General features: G+C 38.1%; 10 protein-coding genes. 8 read left to right on the forward strand and 2 right to left on the reverse strand.

The features are described from left to right. Window positions 1–90: 90 nt before the first annotated feature. Window positions 91–861, forward strand: coding sequence for a polyphosphate--glucose phosphotransferase (ppgK, locus tag NYP65_RS01240; RefSeq protein WP_004130916.1), 771 nt, complete (start codon window positions 91–93; stop codon window positions 859–861). 103 nt (window positions 862–964) lie between these two features. Beyond that, complete coding sequence (locus tag NYP65_RS01245; RefSeq protein ID WP_004130914.1) at window positions 965–2191, forward strand: pyridoxal phosphate-dependent aminotransferase; 1227 nt, start codon at window positions 965–967, stop codon at window positions 2189–2191. Between the two features lie 69 nt (window positions 2192–2260). Here the strand turns inward: NYP65_RS01245 and NYP65_RS01250 are convergent, their stop codons facing one another. Then, a complete protein-coding gene (locus tag NYP65_RS01250; protein ID WP_004130912.1) occupies window positions 2261–4489 on the reverse strand; it encodes a hypothetical protein in 2229 nt (742 codons plus the stop codon). A 14-nt stretch (window positions 4490–4503) separates the two neighbouring features. After that, window positions 4504–6105, reverse strand: a complete 1602-nt coding sequence (locus tag NYP65_RS01255; RefSeq protein ID WP_004130910.1) for an ABC-F family ATP-binding cassette domain-containing protein — start codon at window positions 6103–6105, stop codon at window positions 4504–4506. 295 nt (window positions 6106–6400) lie between these two features. Between NYP65_RS01255 and uvrA the strand changes: the two genes are divergently transcribed. The 6 genes from uvrA to NYP65_RS01285 all read left to right on the forward strand — a co-directional run bounded on the left by uvrA (window position 6401) and on the right by NYP65_RS01285 (window position 16620). Beyond that, window positions 6401–9379 carry an excinuclease ABC subunit UvrA gene (gene uvrA, locus NYP65_RS01260; protein ID WP_415691559.1) on the forward strand — a complete coding sequence of 993 codons (2979 nt, stop codon included), beginning with the start codon at window positions 6401–6403 and terminating at the stop codon, window positions 9377–9379. Window positions 9380–9449: 70 nt separating this feature from the next. Continuing rightward, window positions 9450–11705: an excinuclease ABC subunit UvrC gene (uvrC, locus tag NYP65_RS01265; RefSeq protein ID WP_473410500.1), complete on the forward strand. Its 2256-nt coding sequence runs from the start codon at window positions 9450–9452 to the stop codon at window positions 11703–11705. A 57-nt stretch (window positions 11706–11762) separates the two neighbouring features. Then, on the forward strand, window positions 11763–12893 hold the full coding sequence (locus tag NYP65_RS01270) for a GuaB3 family IMP dehydrogenase-related protein (protein WP_004130903.1): 1131 nt from the start codon (window positions 11763–11765) through the stop codon (window positions 12891–12893). 426 nt (window positions 12894–13319) lie between these two features. After that, a complete protein-coding gene (gene ahpC, locus NYP65_RS01275) occupies window positions 13320–13883 on the forward strand; it encodes an alkyl hydroperoxide reductase subunit C (protein ID WP_004130901.1) in 564 nt (187 codons plus the stop codon). Between the two features lie 100 nt (window positions 13884–13983). Next, window positions 13984–15639, forward strand: coding sequence for an alkyl hydroperoxide reductase subunit F (gene ahpF / locus NYP65_RS01280; RefSeq protein WP_473410501.1), 1656 nt, complete (start codon window positions 13984–13986; stop codon window positions 15637–15639). A 78-nt stretch (window positions 15640–15717) separates the two neighbouring features. Beyond that, a complete protein-coding gene (locus NYP65_RS01285; protein WP_004130897.1) occupies window positions 15718–16620 on the forward strand; it encodes a LysR substrate-binding domain-containing protein in 903 nt (300 codons plus the stop codon). Window positions 16621–16826: the final 206 nt, after the last annotated feature.

The following is a 16826-nucleotide window of genomic DNA, read 5'->3' on the forward strand; positions in this document are numbered from 1 at the left end:
ATAAATGCTGCTATATAAGCGTGTCGCTTTAACAATATTGTAGAATAAACGTGATATCCCGTTGTCCACATTCAGAGGGGAGTGTTAGCGATGATTGACACTGCACAAGCGTTTGGCGTAGATATTGGTGGTTCTGGCATTAAAGCTGCACCAGTAAATTTGGAAAAAGGTGAGTTTGCGGAACCTCGTTATAAGATTCTAACTCCAGCGGTTTCCACACCTCAAGCTGTTGCAGATATTGTTCGTCAGCAGCTCGAGCATTTTGATGTGCCTGAAGATGTTCCTGTTGGTATTGCTTTCCCAGCGCCTATTAAGCCAGGCAAGAAGCTTGAGTTTATGGCAAATCTTGATCAATCTTGGATTGGTGTGGATGTTACAGAAGTGTTTAGCGAAGCTTGCGGTCGTCCTGTTACAGTTGTTAACGATGCCGACGCTGCGGGTCTTGCAGAACAGCATTTTGGTGCTGCAAAAGATAAAGATGGCTTAGTTATTGCAACAACATTAGGCACTGGAATTGGAACTGCTTTGATTTACAATGGCGTTCTTATTCCAAACACAGAGCTTGGTCATATTCAGCTAGAAAAAGGAAAGGGAGATGCAGAAAAGTATGCTGCTTCTTCTGTTCGCGAAAAGTTGGATATGGGCTATAAAAAGTGGGCTAAGCGCTTAACTAAGTATTACGGATTAATGGAAAAGTACTTTAATCCAGACTTGTTTGTTGTTGGCGGTGGCGTTAGCCGTGTGAGCGAGAAGTTCTTGCCGCATATCGATATTAAGACTCCTATTGTTGTTGCATCTTTGCATAACGAAGCTGGTATTATTGGCGCAGCTTACTATGCAATGCAACAAAGAAACAAGTAAGTTTTTTAATATTTTATTTGTTTTATTTACTTTATTTGCGCTGGATGCTTATGCGTTCGGCGCATTTTTTATATTTGGTTATGCAATGCGCTAGTGTAGTCGAGTGCGATTTTCTTCTAGAGTTGATGTAAGCGAGCCAAATCCAATTATTCTGGCTCAACGCGTTGCTATGTCTAAAGGTATTAAACTCACAAAACTTAACGATTCAAACCCAACAGTGCATGGTCTTGCTCCAAAATGTTTAAGCGCAAAATATACAGCAGATCCTAGAGGGCCAATCGAAGTTAGACGCATTCTTGCTGACTTTATAAATGCTAGAGATAATCGCGCAGATCAAGATGTTACAAGTCAAAATACCGTAGATCAAAAAAGTAATTCGTTAAAAGCTCTTAATCCAAATAATCTATACGTATTATCGTCTACTTCTCAAGCATACGCATGGCTTATGATGCTAATGTGCGATTGCGGTGACTCAGTTTTAGCTCCAACTCCTGGGTATCCTCTTATTGAATCTATTGCAAGACTGCAAGGCGTAAAATCTATACCATATCCGCTTGTTTACGATGGTTCTTGGACTATTGATGTTCCAAGAGTTAAAGAACTTTTGCAAAACGCAAATAATCGTATTCGTGCTCTTGTTTTAATAAACCCAAATAATCCAACAGGCTCTTATGTTAAGCCAGAAGAAAGAGCGCAATTGTTGAGTTTGTGCAATAAAAATAATGTTGCGATTATTGCAGATGAAGTTTTCTACGATTACTCTTTAGAACCATTTGCCAAAAATTCAAGACTTGCAGGAGAACAATCAACACTTGTTTTTGCTTTAGATGGATTTTCAAAAATGCTTGCAGCTCCGCACGCAAAAGTTGGGTGGATTGAGGTTTCGGGACCAAGTCAAGATGTGCAAGAAGCAATGAAACGACTTGACGTTATTGCGGATGATTTTCTTCCAATTGGCGCAACTGTATCAGAAAGAATTCCAGAATTATTGCAATGCGCTAAAGAGCAAACTGCGATTGTTCAAAGTCGAGTACGCTCTAATCTTAAAACGCTTAGAAAAATGCTTGCAAACTACCCAAATTGTTGCGTTAGTGCATTGCGCGCAGAAGGCGGATGGAATATTTTGTTGCGCGTTCCTTCTTGTATAGATGATGATTTATTAGCTTTGCGCTTGATTAAAGACTACAAGCTGGTTTCTCAACCTGGATATTATTTTGACATGCCAACTAATGGATACTTAGCATTGTCTTTACTTCCTAAAGAAGATCAATTTGAAAATGGCGTTACTTTATTGCTGAATACTGTTCACAAAATGTTAGAAGAGATGTAAAAATCTAGTAAGAACTTTAAGAAGTAATCTAGAAAGAAATCTAAAAGACTCGTGTTCTTAAGCTTTAGACTAGATTAGCGTAAACCAACATCTAACGTAGTGCCAAAGCCCTGGATTGAATCGCAAAACTGAATCTTCTCTTCCTGGAACAAACCAACCTAAGAAAGCGATTGCAATAGAGAAAAATAGCATTGCTAAAACTACAATTCGTATTGTGTAACACATAACTTTCGAGCGCAAAGTTGTGCAATCTTCTACGTTTGCGTATTTTTCTAGAAAAACAGTAATTCCGATTATTGCGCTTAGTGAGAACACCCATCCAAAGTCAGCAATATAACGCCATCCAATTCCTGCTTTTAAGCTGTTGAAAACAACAACAATCATTGCAAGAATCAAAGCACATATAGTAAGTCTTGACGCAAATTTGCTCATTTTTTTAGTCATTAACAAAGAACAAATAACGCCAATAAATGCCAATGGAGCAAGGGTAAACATTCCGCCAATCATTGGCTCTGCGTATTGCCATCTATTGAAAGCAATAGGATTAATCGAAATCCAAGGGAAAGCTGGTGTAAAGCGTAATGGCAAAGCTAAATAACTTAAAATTGAAGGAATAATGTTTTGCACAGGAAGACGCATTGTAGTCATGTCTGTAATAGTAATTTGATATTCGTTACCAAAGTTAAATGGCGACCCAAATCTTAAAGCGTTATACAATCCTATTGGTATTGCAACTATTACAAACGGCACAATCACGCTTAAAACTAGCTTTATTATTTGCTTTAAGTCTTCTTTTATAATTTTCTTGCTAGAAATTAAATGCTTAAAATAGAAGTAAATATTGTTGTAAAAAAGCGGTATTGCAAACAAAAATGCGATTATAAATGTTGGTCTGCACCCTAGATTTAGAGATATAAACAAAGAACCTAAAGCAATGTGCTTAGCGGATATTTGGTGAATAGAATTGCAAGATTCGTTGGATTCTTGTGCTTGATTTTCATCTTTTGCAATGCCATTTTTAGAAGCGCCAAGATAAAACCATAATCCTAAAGATGTAAAGAATAGCGAAGCTGCCATCGGAACACTATAGAATGATGTTCTAAACCACAAGTAAACAGTGTTAGATGTAATAAAGAACAATGCTAAGCAAATAGACACGCAAGCAAGAGACGCTCGTTTGTTTATTCGCTCAATAAGTCTAATCACTAGAAGAGAGCCCGAAATTAAGAATCCCACTAGGCATATAAGAGTTGCGATTGCTGTTGGAAGCATACTTCCGCCATTAATCCACAAACTCGATATAAGTCTATAAGGCATAAAGAATAAAACAGCTGGAATTACGCCAAAATACGAGTACCAATGGCCGTTGTAATATGCGTGATCCCAATAAATATTGTGCACTAAATTAGAAAGAAGCTTGTTTCTTGCAATTGGATCGTACGGATTAGTAAGATTTTGCATTTGCTTAGGAACAGGCAAATCAAGATAAGTTTTTCCTTTAATAAGAGCGTCTGCTGTGTGCGCGTATTGATCAAAATCGTACGTGTAGTTTCCAGCAACGTCAAAATGCATTGGAATAGCGTTAAAAACATTCCAAACAATTGCAACAACAGCTATAGCAATAAATGGAGTCCAAGATAAAACTAGTAAAAGTCTTTGATTAAAACTTTTTGTATTAAGTTTTATTTTCCACAATTTAGACCAAGGATTCCACAATGCAATCAAAATTGAAACGACTATAAGAAAAAGAACGCGACCCCAATTCCAACTAAAAGGTGCTCTAACATTTGCTTTTGCGTCCTCAACGTCTACAACGTCTCCTTTAGGGTGCTGTATCCATAATCGAAGCGTGCTTTTAACTCCAACGGCTTGATCTGGAACAGGAAGCATAGCAAAACTAATAGCTCTAGGGTTTGTGCTTAAAGACTTTCCAGCGATTTTATTAACATCAATGCGTACATGCACGTCTGTTTTAATGGGACTTTTGCCAATTTTTTTAGGCGTAATTAGTGAAGGCTTAAGCTGAATGTACGGCGAAGATCCGTCGGAATTAACTTCTAAATAAGATTCCGAAGGGTCTGTAATTAAAAGTCCTCCAGAAGAAAGTCTTTTAATTCCAGGGCCAGTAATATTGTGAGCAAACATGCTATCCGTGCTGCCAGTAACACTATTCCAAAATGGAATATTCCCAACAGTGCATTCAAACAATGCTATTAACAGCAAGATTGCTAAAGGCGCGCGAAGAACGCGAAAAATGTTGTGTAGCGCGCAATTTGCAAAATTAGCTGTTTTTTTCATAGAAATCTAAAATCCTATTCTTCTGCTACCAAATCAAGATAGTCGTCGCTCCACAAGTCTTCGTCACCGTCTGGCATAAGAAGAACTCTTTCTGGGTTTAGCGCAAGAACCGCTCCTTCGTCGTGAGTAACCAACACAATTGCGCCTTCGTATTTAGAAATTGCTTTAAGAATTTCTTCGCGAGAAGCTGGGTCTAAGTTATTAGTAGGCTCATCAAGCAAAAGAACGTTTGCTTTAGAAGTTACAAGAGTTGCCAATGCTAGGCGAGTTTTTTCTCCGCCAGAAAGCACTTTAGCAGGTTTCATTGCGTCATCTCCCGAAAACAGGAAGCTTCCAAGCATTGATCTTGCTTGAGTGTCGTTTAATTCTGGCGCAACGTGTTGAAGATTTTCTAAAACAGTTGCATCTAAGTCTAAAGTATCGTGCTCTTGCGCAAAATAGCCTATTTTGCATCCGTGTCCATATTCAACAACGCCAGTGTCTGCGCTTTCTTCGCCAGCAAGAATGCGCAAAGTGGTAGTTTTTCCAGCGCCATTGTATCCCAAAATAACAACTCTCGAGCCTTTATCTATAGCCAAATTTATGCCAGCAAATACAATGTTCGATCCGTAAGCTTTTGAAATATCTTTAGCCATAATAGGAGTTCTGCCGCAAGGAGCAGGCTCTGGGAATCGAATGTCTGCTACTTTTTCTTGTTTTTGAGCTTCGCTTGTTTCACTCAATAAGCGTTCAGCTCTACGCATCATGTTTTGAGCTGCTACCGCTTTAGTTGCTTTTGCGTGAAGTCGGATTCCTTGCTTCATAAGTCGCTCCGCCTTCTTTTCTGCAACTTCGCGCTCTCTTCGTCTTCTCTCTTCGTCTACAACGCGTTGATGCAAGTATGCTTTCCAGCCCATTGAATACATGTCTATTTGCGCAAGTTGTGCATCTAAATGCCAAACTTTATTAACAACTTCGTCTAGTAACTCTGTTGAGTGTGATATAACAAGGAATCCACCTTCAAAACGTTTTAAGTAATTGCGCAACCATACTATGGAATCTGCGTCTAAGTGGTTTGTAGGTTCGTCTAAAATCAGCGTATCGGCATTGGAGAAAAGTATTCGCGCGAGTTCGATTCGTCTGCGTTGGCCGCCAGAAAGTGTTCCAAGAGCTTGTTTCATAACTTCTTGGGGGAGTCCAAGGCTGTTTGCCATTGATATTGCTTCCGATTGAACAGCGTACCCACCAGCTTTTTCAAAATCATTAATCGCTTTATCGTAGCGATTCATTGCTTTTGTCATAATATCTGGATCTGGATTCGTCATGTCTTTTTCTGCTTTTCGTATACGAGATACGATTGACGAAATATCGCGAGCGCTCATAATCCTATCTAGCGCGCTTTGCTCTGGATCTGCTGCATGTGTGTCTTGTGGAAGGTACCCTAAAGAGCCGCTTACTTTTACGCTTCCGCCAGCTGGAAGTGTTTCTGCAGTAATTACGCGCGTAAGTGTTGTTTTTCCAGCGCCATTCCTTCCGACTAAGCCTATTTTGTCGCCTTTTGTAACATGAAAATCTGTTGGGTTTAATAGCGTGCGCGCACCAATTTGTATAGTAAGTCCTTGTGCGTCAATGGCCATTTTTTACCCACCCCTTAAGTTTTATTCTTGTAAAATCGTAATTAAAATATTAATTGAAATATGTTAACCAAACTCCCGATTATACCGTTAGGCTTGCATAGGATTAGCAACACGCAGTAAGCAACATATTTCGAACATGTGTTCTATAATGAATGATATTACAAAACAGGTACGTAATCAAGATTTAGTTTTGCAATTTTGATTCATATACGCTAAAGCATCTTAAGGAGGTAGAATGCAAAAACACTTGGATTCTTTACAAAGTAAGCAGTCACTTTCAATAAAAGATGCAAATATGAATGCTACAAACATGAATGCTAAATATGGAAATAGTCGTCAAAAAAACAATGTACTTCAATCGTTTATTGATTCTGCGCCAATTATAAAAAATAATGGTAATTTAGTATACGACTTAAGTGATGTTCCTTCCGACTTAAAAATAACTGTTCAAGGTGCAAGAGAGCATAATCTAAAGAACGTTAATTTACAATTGCCTAGAAATAGGATGATTGTTTTTACTGGACTATCTGGTTCTGGTAAATCTTCTCTTGCTTTTGACACTCTTTTTGCAGAAGGTCAAAGGCGTTATGTGGAATCCTTAAGCGCGTATGCAAGGCAATTCCTTGGAAGAATGGATAAGCCAGACGTAGATTTTATTGAAGGCTTAAGCCCAGCAGTGTCTATTGACCAAAAAACTACTAATCGCAATCCTCGTTCTACTGTTGGCACAATTACGGAGATTTATGACTATTTAAGGCTTCTTTTTGCTCGCGTAGGTGTTCCACATTGCCCTAAATGTGGCGAAATCGTTAGTGCGCAAACCCCTCAACAAATAGCTAACGCATTGCTTTCTTTGCCGCAAAAAACAAGGTTGCAATTACTGGCTCCTATTGTTAACGGCAGAAAAGGTGAGTTTAAAGATACTATTACTCTTCTTAGGTCAGACGGCTATTCTAGAGCGCTTGTAGATGGGCAAATGCGAGAGCTTTCCGAAGATATTGTTTTAGAAAAGCAAAAGAAACACACAATCGAAGTTATTGTAGATAGATTAGTTATAAAAGATGGTATACGTACACGTCTTACAGATTCTATAGAAACAGCATTAAAGCTTTCTAAAGGTATTGTTGTTGCGGATTTTGTAGACGAAGATGCTTCTTCTAAAAACAGGCGTCAAAGTTTTTCCGAAAATATGGCGTGCCCTAATAGTCATCAATTTAATCTATTAGAGATAGAGCCAAGAACGTTCTCATTCAACGCTCCGTATGGAGCATGCCATGATTGCTCTGGAATAGGTTACAATCTAGAGATTGACCCTGCTCTTGTTGTTCCAAATACAGAAAAATCACTTAACGAAGGTGCTATAGAACCTTGGGCATTGAATAAAGCAGCTGGAGAATACTACAAGCACGTGTTAAAAGGCTTAAGCATAGAGCTTGGCTTTAGTATGGATACGCCGTGGGAAAATCTTCCAAAAGATGTGCAAGATTCAATACTCTATGGCCATGATTTTGAAGTAAAAGTATCGTATAAAAATCGATGGGGTAGGCAGAGAGAGTATTCAACAGGATTTGAGGGCGTAGTGCGTACTCTTATGCGTAAGCATGACGAAACAGACTCAGATCAAATGCGTCAATACTACGAGTCATACATGCGAGAAGTGCCATGCTTAACATGCAAAGGAAAAAGACTCAATCCAGAAGTCTTGTCTATTAAAGTTGGCTCGTGCTCAATCGCAGACGTATGCGATATGCCTATTGAAAAAAGTCTTGAATGGATTAATTCGTTAAATCTAGAAGGCTCAAAAAAGATAATTGCTAAAGAGATTGTAAAAGAAATCAAAGCAAGACTAGGATTCTTAAATGACGTTGGCTTAAACTACTTAACTCTTTCTAGAGCAGCAAAAACTCTTTCTGGCGGAGAAGCGCAAAGAATAAGACTTGCAACGCAAATAGGGTCTGGACTAGTTGGAGTTATGTACGTTCTTGACGAACCGTCTATTGGTCTTCATCAAAGAGATAACGAAAAGCTTATATCAACGTTGCATAATCTTAGAGATCTTGGAAATACGCTTATAGTTGTAGAACACGACGAAGATACAATACGAAAGTCAGACTGGCTTGTAGACATTGGTCCAGAAGCTGGAGAAAACGGTGGAGAAGTTGTATATTGCGGCCCTGCAAGACACATAACAGAGGCAAAGCGATCAATTACAGGAGACTATATTGCAAAAAGACGAACAATAGATGTTCCTAAAAAGCGTCGCAAAATCAACAAAAGTCGTATGTTAACTATTGTTGGTGCAAAAGAACACAATCTTAAAAACATAGATGTAGAAATACCTTTAGGCGTATTTACTTGCATAACAGGAGTTTCTGGATCTGGAAAGTCAAGCTTAATAAACTCAATACTTTACCCAGTTTTAGCAGATAAGCTAAACGGCGCTCGCATTGTTCCAGGATTGCATAAGCGCGTTGATGGAGTAGACAATTGCGATAAGGTTGTTCACGTAGATCAAAATCCTATTGGTAGAACACCAAGATCAAATCCTGCTACATATACTGGAGTTTGGGATAAGATCCGTTCGCTTTTTGCTCAAACTCCAGAAGCAAAAGTTAGAGGGTACGGCCCTGGAAGATTCTCGTTTAACGTAAAAGGCGGAAGATGCGAGGCTTGTAGCGGAGACGGAACGCTTAAAATCGAGATGAATTTTTTGCCAGACGTATACGTGCAATGCGAAGAATGCCACGGAAAAAGATATAATCGAGACACTCTAGAAGTAAAGTACAATGGTAAAACTATTTCAGACGTGCTAGATATGCCAATATCGCAAGCTGCTGTGTTCTTTAAAGCATATCCGTCTATTTCTAGATATTTAGACACATTGGTTAAAGTTGGATTAGGCTATATTCGGCTTGGTCAAAGCGCGCCAACACTTTCTGGCGGAGAGTCGCAAAGAGTAAAGCTTGCTACAGAACTACAAAAGCGTTCTACTGGAAAAACCGTTTATATTTTAGATGAACCTACTACGGGCTTGCATTTTGAAGATGTTCGTAAGCTTTTAAGTGTTCTTCAATCTTTAGTAGATAAAGGCAATAGTGTAATAGTTATTGAGCACAATCTTGATGTTGTAAAATGCGCAGATTGGATTATAGATTTAGGCCCAGAAGGAGGAGATAAAGGCGGCGAAATCGTAGCAACTGGCACTCCAGAAGATGTTGCAAAAGTGCAATATAGCTGGACGGGTAAATTCTTAAAGTCAATGCTCAAAGAGTAACAAAATCAGAAGTTATAAGTAAAAATTTATGAATAATTTTATGAATAATTTTATGAAAGGAGGTGAGATAATGAATATTCTAAATTCTAAAGAATCAAATATTAGAGAAGATAGAGAAACTAGAGAAAATATAGAAACTAGTAGGGGAGAGTGGAAGAAAACTCACCAATCTAAATATGATGAAAGTAATGCTAACTACTTTGAAAATTCATCTAAAAATGACTTTGGTGCTCCTCTTTTAGGAGATAGTCGTGATTTATTTAGGCCAAAAACTTCCGATATTCCAAATCAGCCTGGAGTATACAAGTGGAGAGATGAGCGTGGAAAAGTAATATACGTTGGAAAAGCAAAAAGTTTAAGAAACAGGCTATCGAATTATTTTCAGCCATTAAATCAGCTTCATCCTAGAACGCAATCAATGGTATTAACAGCTAGAAGCTTAGAATGGACTGTTGTAAACACAGAGCTTGAGGCTTTAACTCTTGAATATACTTGGATTAAAGAGTTTAATCCAAAATTCAACATTGTTTTTAAAGATGATAAAACATACCCATATATTGCTGTATCGGTAAACGATGATTTTCCAAGAGTTTGGATTACTAGAAATCGAAACTCAAAGTCAACGCAATATTTTGGACCGTATGCAAAAGTTTGGCAATTAAAACACAGTTTGGATTCTTTGCTAAAAACTTTTCCAGTTAGAACATGCAGACAGTCTGTTTTTAATAAAGCACAAAAAACAGGAAGACCTTGTCTTCTTGCGTCTATTGGAAAATGCTCCGCACCTTGCGTTCAAAAAGTAGACAAAAAAACGCATAGAAACAATGTTGAACAATTAGTTGGCATTTTAACTGGCGCTATTGGAGATTCCTACATTAACGATTTAACTAGAAAAATGAAGGAGTTAAGCGATAATTTAGATTTTGAAAATGCTGCAAAAATAAGAGACAAAATCAACATTTTTAGAACTGTTATTCAACAAAATTCTGTTGTTTTTAACGATCAAGTAGAAGCTGATGTTTTTGGATTTAGTGCAGATTCGATTGATGCATGCGTTCACGCGTTTTTTGTTAGAGAAGGACTGATTCGCGGAGAAAAAAATTGGCAAGTCGAAAGAAGCGAAGACATTAGTGATGCAGATATAATCGCAAATTTGCTTATACGAGTTTATTCTGAATATGAATCAAATAATGATTTGCAATATGAAAACTCTTTAAAAATAGAGCAATCCAGGAATGCGTTACAAATCGACTATTCTAGTGGCCAAAATATAAATTCGTCGTATAGAGCTAAAGAAACAAAAGAACGCAAAAAGCGCCAAGAAACAACTGGAAGAGGGGATTTGCTTGACCCTATTTGCCCGATTCCTAGGGAGATTATTGTTCCTATTGAATTAGATAACTCTCAAAAAGAAAATCTTGAAAGCTGGCTTAGTGGTTTAAGAGGTTCAAAAGTAACTATTAAAGTTGCAGAACGTGGAGATAAGCGCTCGCTTATGGATCAAGCAAACTTGAACGCTGAGCAGTCTCTAAAACAGATGAAAACAAGTAGGATTTCTACTTTAGAATCTAGAACTAATGCTATGAATCAAGTTGCTGCAGCTCTTTCAATGAGTGAAGCTCCATTGCGAATTGAATGCTATGATATTTCAAACTCGGCTGATGGAAGATATCAAGTTGCATCAATGGTTGTTTTTGAAGATGGAATTGCTAAACCTAGTGAATATAGAAGATTTTCTATAAAAGGACCTAATGGCATTGGCCAACTAGACGATTTAAGCGCATTATATGAAACTATTTCTAGACGTTTTAAGCATAAAGATGAAAGTAATAGCGATGTGGATGATGATAGCGTAGAAAATCCTCCACAATCGTACTCTAAAAAATTTGCGTACAAGCCTAATCTTGTAATTGTTGATGGTGGTATTGAGCAAGCAAAAGCAGCTCAAAAAGCAATGATTGATTGCAATGTTAAAGACATAACAGTATGTGGATTGTCTAAAAAATTAGAAGAAGTTTGGTTACCTAATAGTCAATACCCAATTATTCTAAAAAGAAGCTCCGAAGGATTGTATTTGCTTCAAAGAGCTAGAGATGAATCTCATCGCTTTGCGATTGCTTATCATAGGAAAAAACGTGCAAAGGCAATGTTGTATTCATCTATTGACTCAATTCCTGGAATTGGCGAATCTTATAAAAAACGTTTGCTTTGCGCATTTGGTAGTGTTAAAAATCTAAAAGAAGCAAGCATAGAAGAGTTGCAAAAAGTTCCTGGAATAGGTTTGTTAAAAGCTAAAACTATTTATGAGTTTTTGCACTCTCAATAAATCTAAACAATTCTATGGCATGTTGATTAGTCATGATAAGCAACTAGCCTTATAAGTATGTCTCAAGAAATCGAAATAGGTTTGGGCAAAAAAGCCCGAGTTGCTTACTCACTAGACGATATTGCTATACTTCCTTCTCGTCGTTCTCGCGACCCAAAGGCTGTATCTACATCATGGCAAGTCGACGCTTATAGTTTTGACGTACCAGTGATTGCTGCGCCAATGGATTCTGTTACAAGCCCAGATACGGCTATTGCAATGGGCCAAATGGGAGCGTTGGGCGTGCTAGATTTGGAAGGATTGTGGACTCGTTACGAGAATCCAGAACCACTTCTTAAAGAAATCTCAGAGCTTAAAGACGAAGTTGCAACTAAGCGCATACAGGAGATTTATTCGGAGCCAATCAAGCCAGAACTTATTGTTAAGCGCTTGCACACAATTCGCGATGCAGGTGTTACGGTTGCAGGTGCTCTTTCTCCGCAACGCACTCAAGAATTTTATTCTACTGTTCTAGAAGCAGGCGTTGATTTATTTGTTATTCGCGGAACTGCTGTTAGTGCAGAACACGTTTCTAAAGACCATGAGCCTCTTGACTTAAAGAAGTTTATTTACGATTTAGACGTTCCAGTTATTGTTGGAGGTTGTGCAGACTACACTTCCGCATTGCATCTTATGCGAACTGGTGCTGCTGGAATCCTTGTTGGTTTTGGCGGTGGAGCAGTTTCTGCAACAATGAATACGCTCGGAGTTCAAGCGCCTATGGCAACTGCTATTGCAGACGTTGCAGAAGCTCGCAGAGATTATATGGACGAGTCTGGCGGACGATACGTTCAAATTATTGCAGATGGCGGAATGGGGACGTCTGGAAACTTTATTAAGGCGCTTGCTATGGGAGCAGATGCAGTAATGCTTGGAACTCCTTTAGCGCGTGCAACTGAGGCTCCAGGACGCGGAATGCATTGGGGAGCAGAAGCTCGTCATCCTTCTTTGCCGCGCGGTATGCGCACGAATGTTGGAACTGTTGCTCCTCTTGAGAATATCTTGTTTGGACCAAGTCATATGGCAGATGGAAAGACTAACCTTATTGGTGCTTTAAGACGCACTATGGCATCTACTGGATATGTTGATGTTAAGAGTTTCCAGCGTTGTAGTGTTGTTTTTAACCCATTCCATCAAGATATAAGGTAAATCATTAAAATCCTATTATTATCTTATTAATGATTAATAGAATTGCGCGCTTGATTCAATTTTGAGTGCGCAATTCTTGTTTATAGGCTAAAAGTGCGTAAAGCTAAGATGATGAACGTTCTTAAAATAGAATTAGTAAGTTAGCTTTTGGCTCATAATCCCATTTTTGATAGTTTTGTTTTGTTTTTGCTAACAAACTTAATATTCCAGAATTTTGTAAAGTCAAGTTAGTTTTCAACGCCATTATTGATATAACATGTGTAAGTCTATAGAGATTATCTATATATATAGGATTATTAATATAAATAATCTATTATAAAAATACGGTTAAATCTAGATTCCTAAGCAAACTATTTAACACGTTTAACTAAAAATATTGCAAAAGCAATAAAAGATTTTAGCAAACAAGTAAAGATTGGAGTTATTATGAGCCTTATTGGTACGCATATTCTTCCATTTAAGGTAAATGGATACAAGAATGGCAATTTTGTAGAAGTAAGCGACAATGACGTTCTTGGAAAATGGGCTATTTTCTTCTTCTATCCAGCAGACTTTTCATTCGTGTGCCCAACAGAGCTTGAAGATCTTGCAAACCACTATGAAGAGCTTCAAAAGTTAGGTGTAGAAGTTTATTCTGTTTCAACAGACACACACTTTGTTCACAAAGCTTGGCACGATGATTCTAAAGCTATTGCAAAAGTTCAATACACAATGCTTGGAGACCCAAATGGCGCGCTTTCTAGAAACTTTAATGCGCTAAATGAGGAATCTGGTTTAGCTCATCGCGCAACTTTTTTGGTGGATCCTCAAGGCAATATTCAATTCTATGAGATGACAGCAGATGGAATCGGCAGAAACGCCGACGAGATGCTTCGCAAAGTTAAAGCTGCTCAATTTATTGCAGCCCATCCAGGAGAAGTATGCCCAGCAAAGTGGGAGCAGGGAGAAGAAACACTTGCTCCATCTATTGACTTAGTTGGGAAAATCTGATTTTAACAGTTGATTTTATTTCTTATTTTAACTGCTGATTTTATCGACTGATTTTAACACAATTTACACGTTGCTTTGATTGCTACAGAAAGTGAAAATAATGACTTTATTAGATTCAAATTTAACTACTCAACTTGCTGGATTGTTAGAAAAAATGGTTAATCCGATTAATCTTGTTGCGTACGTTGATAGCAGTGAAAATTCTCAAAAAGTTATTGAGCTTTTGCAAGAAGTAGCAAATCAAAGCAACAAAATCACTGTTATAAAAGATGATAAAAGTAGCACGAAGCGAATCCCAAGTTTTTCAATTACTAATCCGCAAAATAACGTTTCTGTAAGTTTTGCAGGTTTGCCACTTGGTCACGAGTTTAGCTCTTTAGTTTTGGCTATTTTACAAGTAAGTGGTTATGCTCCCAAAATAAGCGAAGACCAGCGCAAAGCAATTTTGCAACTTGGAAGTCATGATATTACTACATACATGTCTGTTACTTGCATTAATTGCCCAGAGGTTGTTCAGTCACTTAATACAATTTCGATTATCAATCCAAAAGTAAAGCATATTGCTGTAGAAGGAAGCGCTTTCAAAGACGAGGTAGATGCTCTTGGCGTAATGAGTGTTCCTGCTGTTTTTGAAAACAGAAAGATGATTTCTTCTGGAAGGTCATCTATAGACGAATTAGTTGCGATGCTTTTAAGACAAGAAGAAAATGGGGATTCTAGCGATTCGAGCGATTCTAGCGATTCTACGGAGGCTAGCGATTCTACGGAGGCTAGCGATTCTTCACTAGCGCAAAAAATGAACGCTAAAAACCCATACGACGTTCTTATTGTAGGCGGAGGTCCTGCTGCGAGCGCTGCTGCGATTTACACAGCTAGAAAAGGTCTTAAAACAGCAATGATTATGGACCACAGAGGCGGTCAGGTTGTTGAAACAGAAAGCATTGAAAACCACATTTCTCAAACGCACACAACAGGCGCAAAACTTGCTAACGATTTAACAAACCACATTGCTCAATACAATATTGACGTATTTACTCCCGATTGGGCTACGTCTTTAGACGTTGCAGAAGAACCTTACGGATTACACACGATTAACACTAAATCTGGCGGAAGTCTAAAAGCTAAAGCGGTGATTATTGCAACAGGCGCTACGTGGAGAACACTTGGCGTTCCTGGAGAAGATGAATACAGAAACAGGGGAGTGTCGTTCTGCCCGCATTGCGATGGCCCTTTGTTTAAGAACAAGAATGTTGTAGTTGTTGGTGGAGGAAATTCTGGAGTCGAAGCTGCAATAGACTTAGCAGGAATTGCAAATCACGTTACTGTTATAGAGTTTATGGATTCTCTTAAAGCGGATCAAATATTGCTAAACACTTTGCATTCTCTTTCTAATACGAATGTAATAACAAGTGCATCTCTTAGCAAAATAGAAGGAGATAACAAAAAAGTTAGCGCAGTGCATTATATGGATCGCAATGAGAATAATGCGGAAAATCGTGAGAAAATTTTGCACACAGACGGAGTGTTTGTTCAAATTGGTTTAATGCCAAATACAAAGTGGGTGGCAAATAAACTAAGCTTAAACAATCGGGCAGAAATAGTAACAGATAGAAAAGGATGCACGAGTATTCCTGGCATTTTTGCTGCTGGCGATTGCTCGGATGAGCCTTATAAGCAGATTGTTACAGCATACGGGTCTGGCGCAAATGCAGCTCTTAGCGCTTTCGACTATTTAATTAGAGACCCACATAATTAAAATCATGCCTGGAACATTCATAGAACGCGCGTAGAATACGCATATAGCACGCCTATAAACGCATAGAAAGATAAATACTTGAACATTAAATCGCTTGAATACTTAATTGCTTTTGCAAAAGAAGAAAGCTTTACAAAAGCTGCCGAGCGCATGCACGTTTCTCAGCCAACTTTATCTACGCAGATTAAAAAGCTAGAAGACACGCTTGGAGTTTGTCTTATTGAGCGAACTCCTGGAAAGCAGATTCTAACTCCTGCAGGAAGAGAAGTAGTGTATTATGCAAAGCGTATTCATTCGGATGTTTCTAACATTTATCAAGCAGCAAGGCGCCTAGAAGATCCTTGGTCTTCTACAATAGTTTTGGGCATTTTCCCAACATTATGCCCATATCTTTTGCCTAGAATAATACCTGTTTTGCGTAAGATTAAGCCGAATTTTACTATTCGTTTTGTTGAAGAAAAGTCTGCAACTTTAATCGAATTGCTAAATAATGGTCAAATCGATGCAGCAATATTGAGCGAAAAGTTAGACGAATCGTCAATAAAGGTTAATCACATTTTTGATGAAGATTTTGTTTTAGCAGCGTCAACAAATTCGCAATTGGGAAACCAAAAATCTCCAATCGACTTGTCTCAATTATCTAGTCAAAAAATACTTCTTTTGGAAGATGGACATTGTATGAGACGAAGTATGATTGATGTTTGTCAAAAGGTTGGAGCAAAACAGTCCGAATTTTGTGCAACATCTTTGGAAACCTTACGATACATGGTTGTTGGAAGCAAAGATGTAACATTGCTGCCACGTCTTGCAACTCTCCCTCCTATTGTTCAGCCAGCTGGTTTAACAATTCGCGAGTTTAATAGTCCAAAGCCCTACCGCTCACTGTACTTAAATTGGCGAGCTGCTTCTCCAGTAGACAAGATTATGGAAGGATTATGCACGATTATTTATGGAACTTGCGCGAATTTGCATAAAAAATAGTTGCGATTATATTATTTGCATATTTAACATGATTTAGCAGAATCTTAGTAAGATTTTCGATAAAATTTGATTGCATGCTTGCGATTCAACAATCATTTATATTTAGAATGTTCGCTATACTTAGAATGTTCAGTAAGAATCAATAAGATGCGTATAAATCAATTGTGTAGAATTTTATTGTCTTACGTTAAAGTTGTGCAATAAGA

The organism is Gardnerella sp. c12Ub_1, assembly GCF_055804375.1.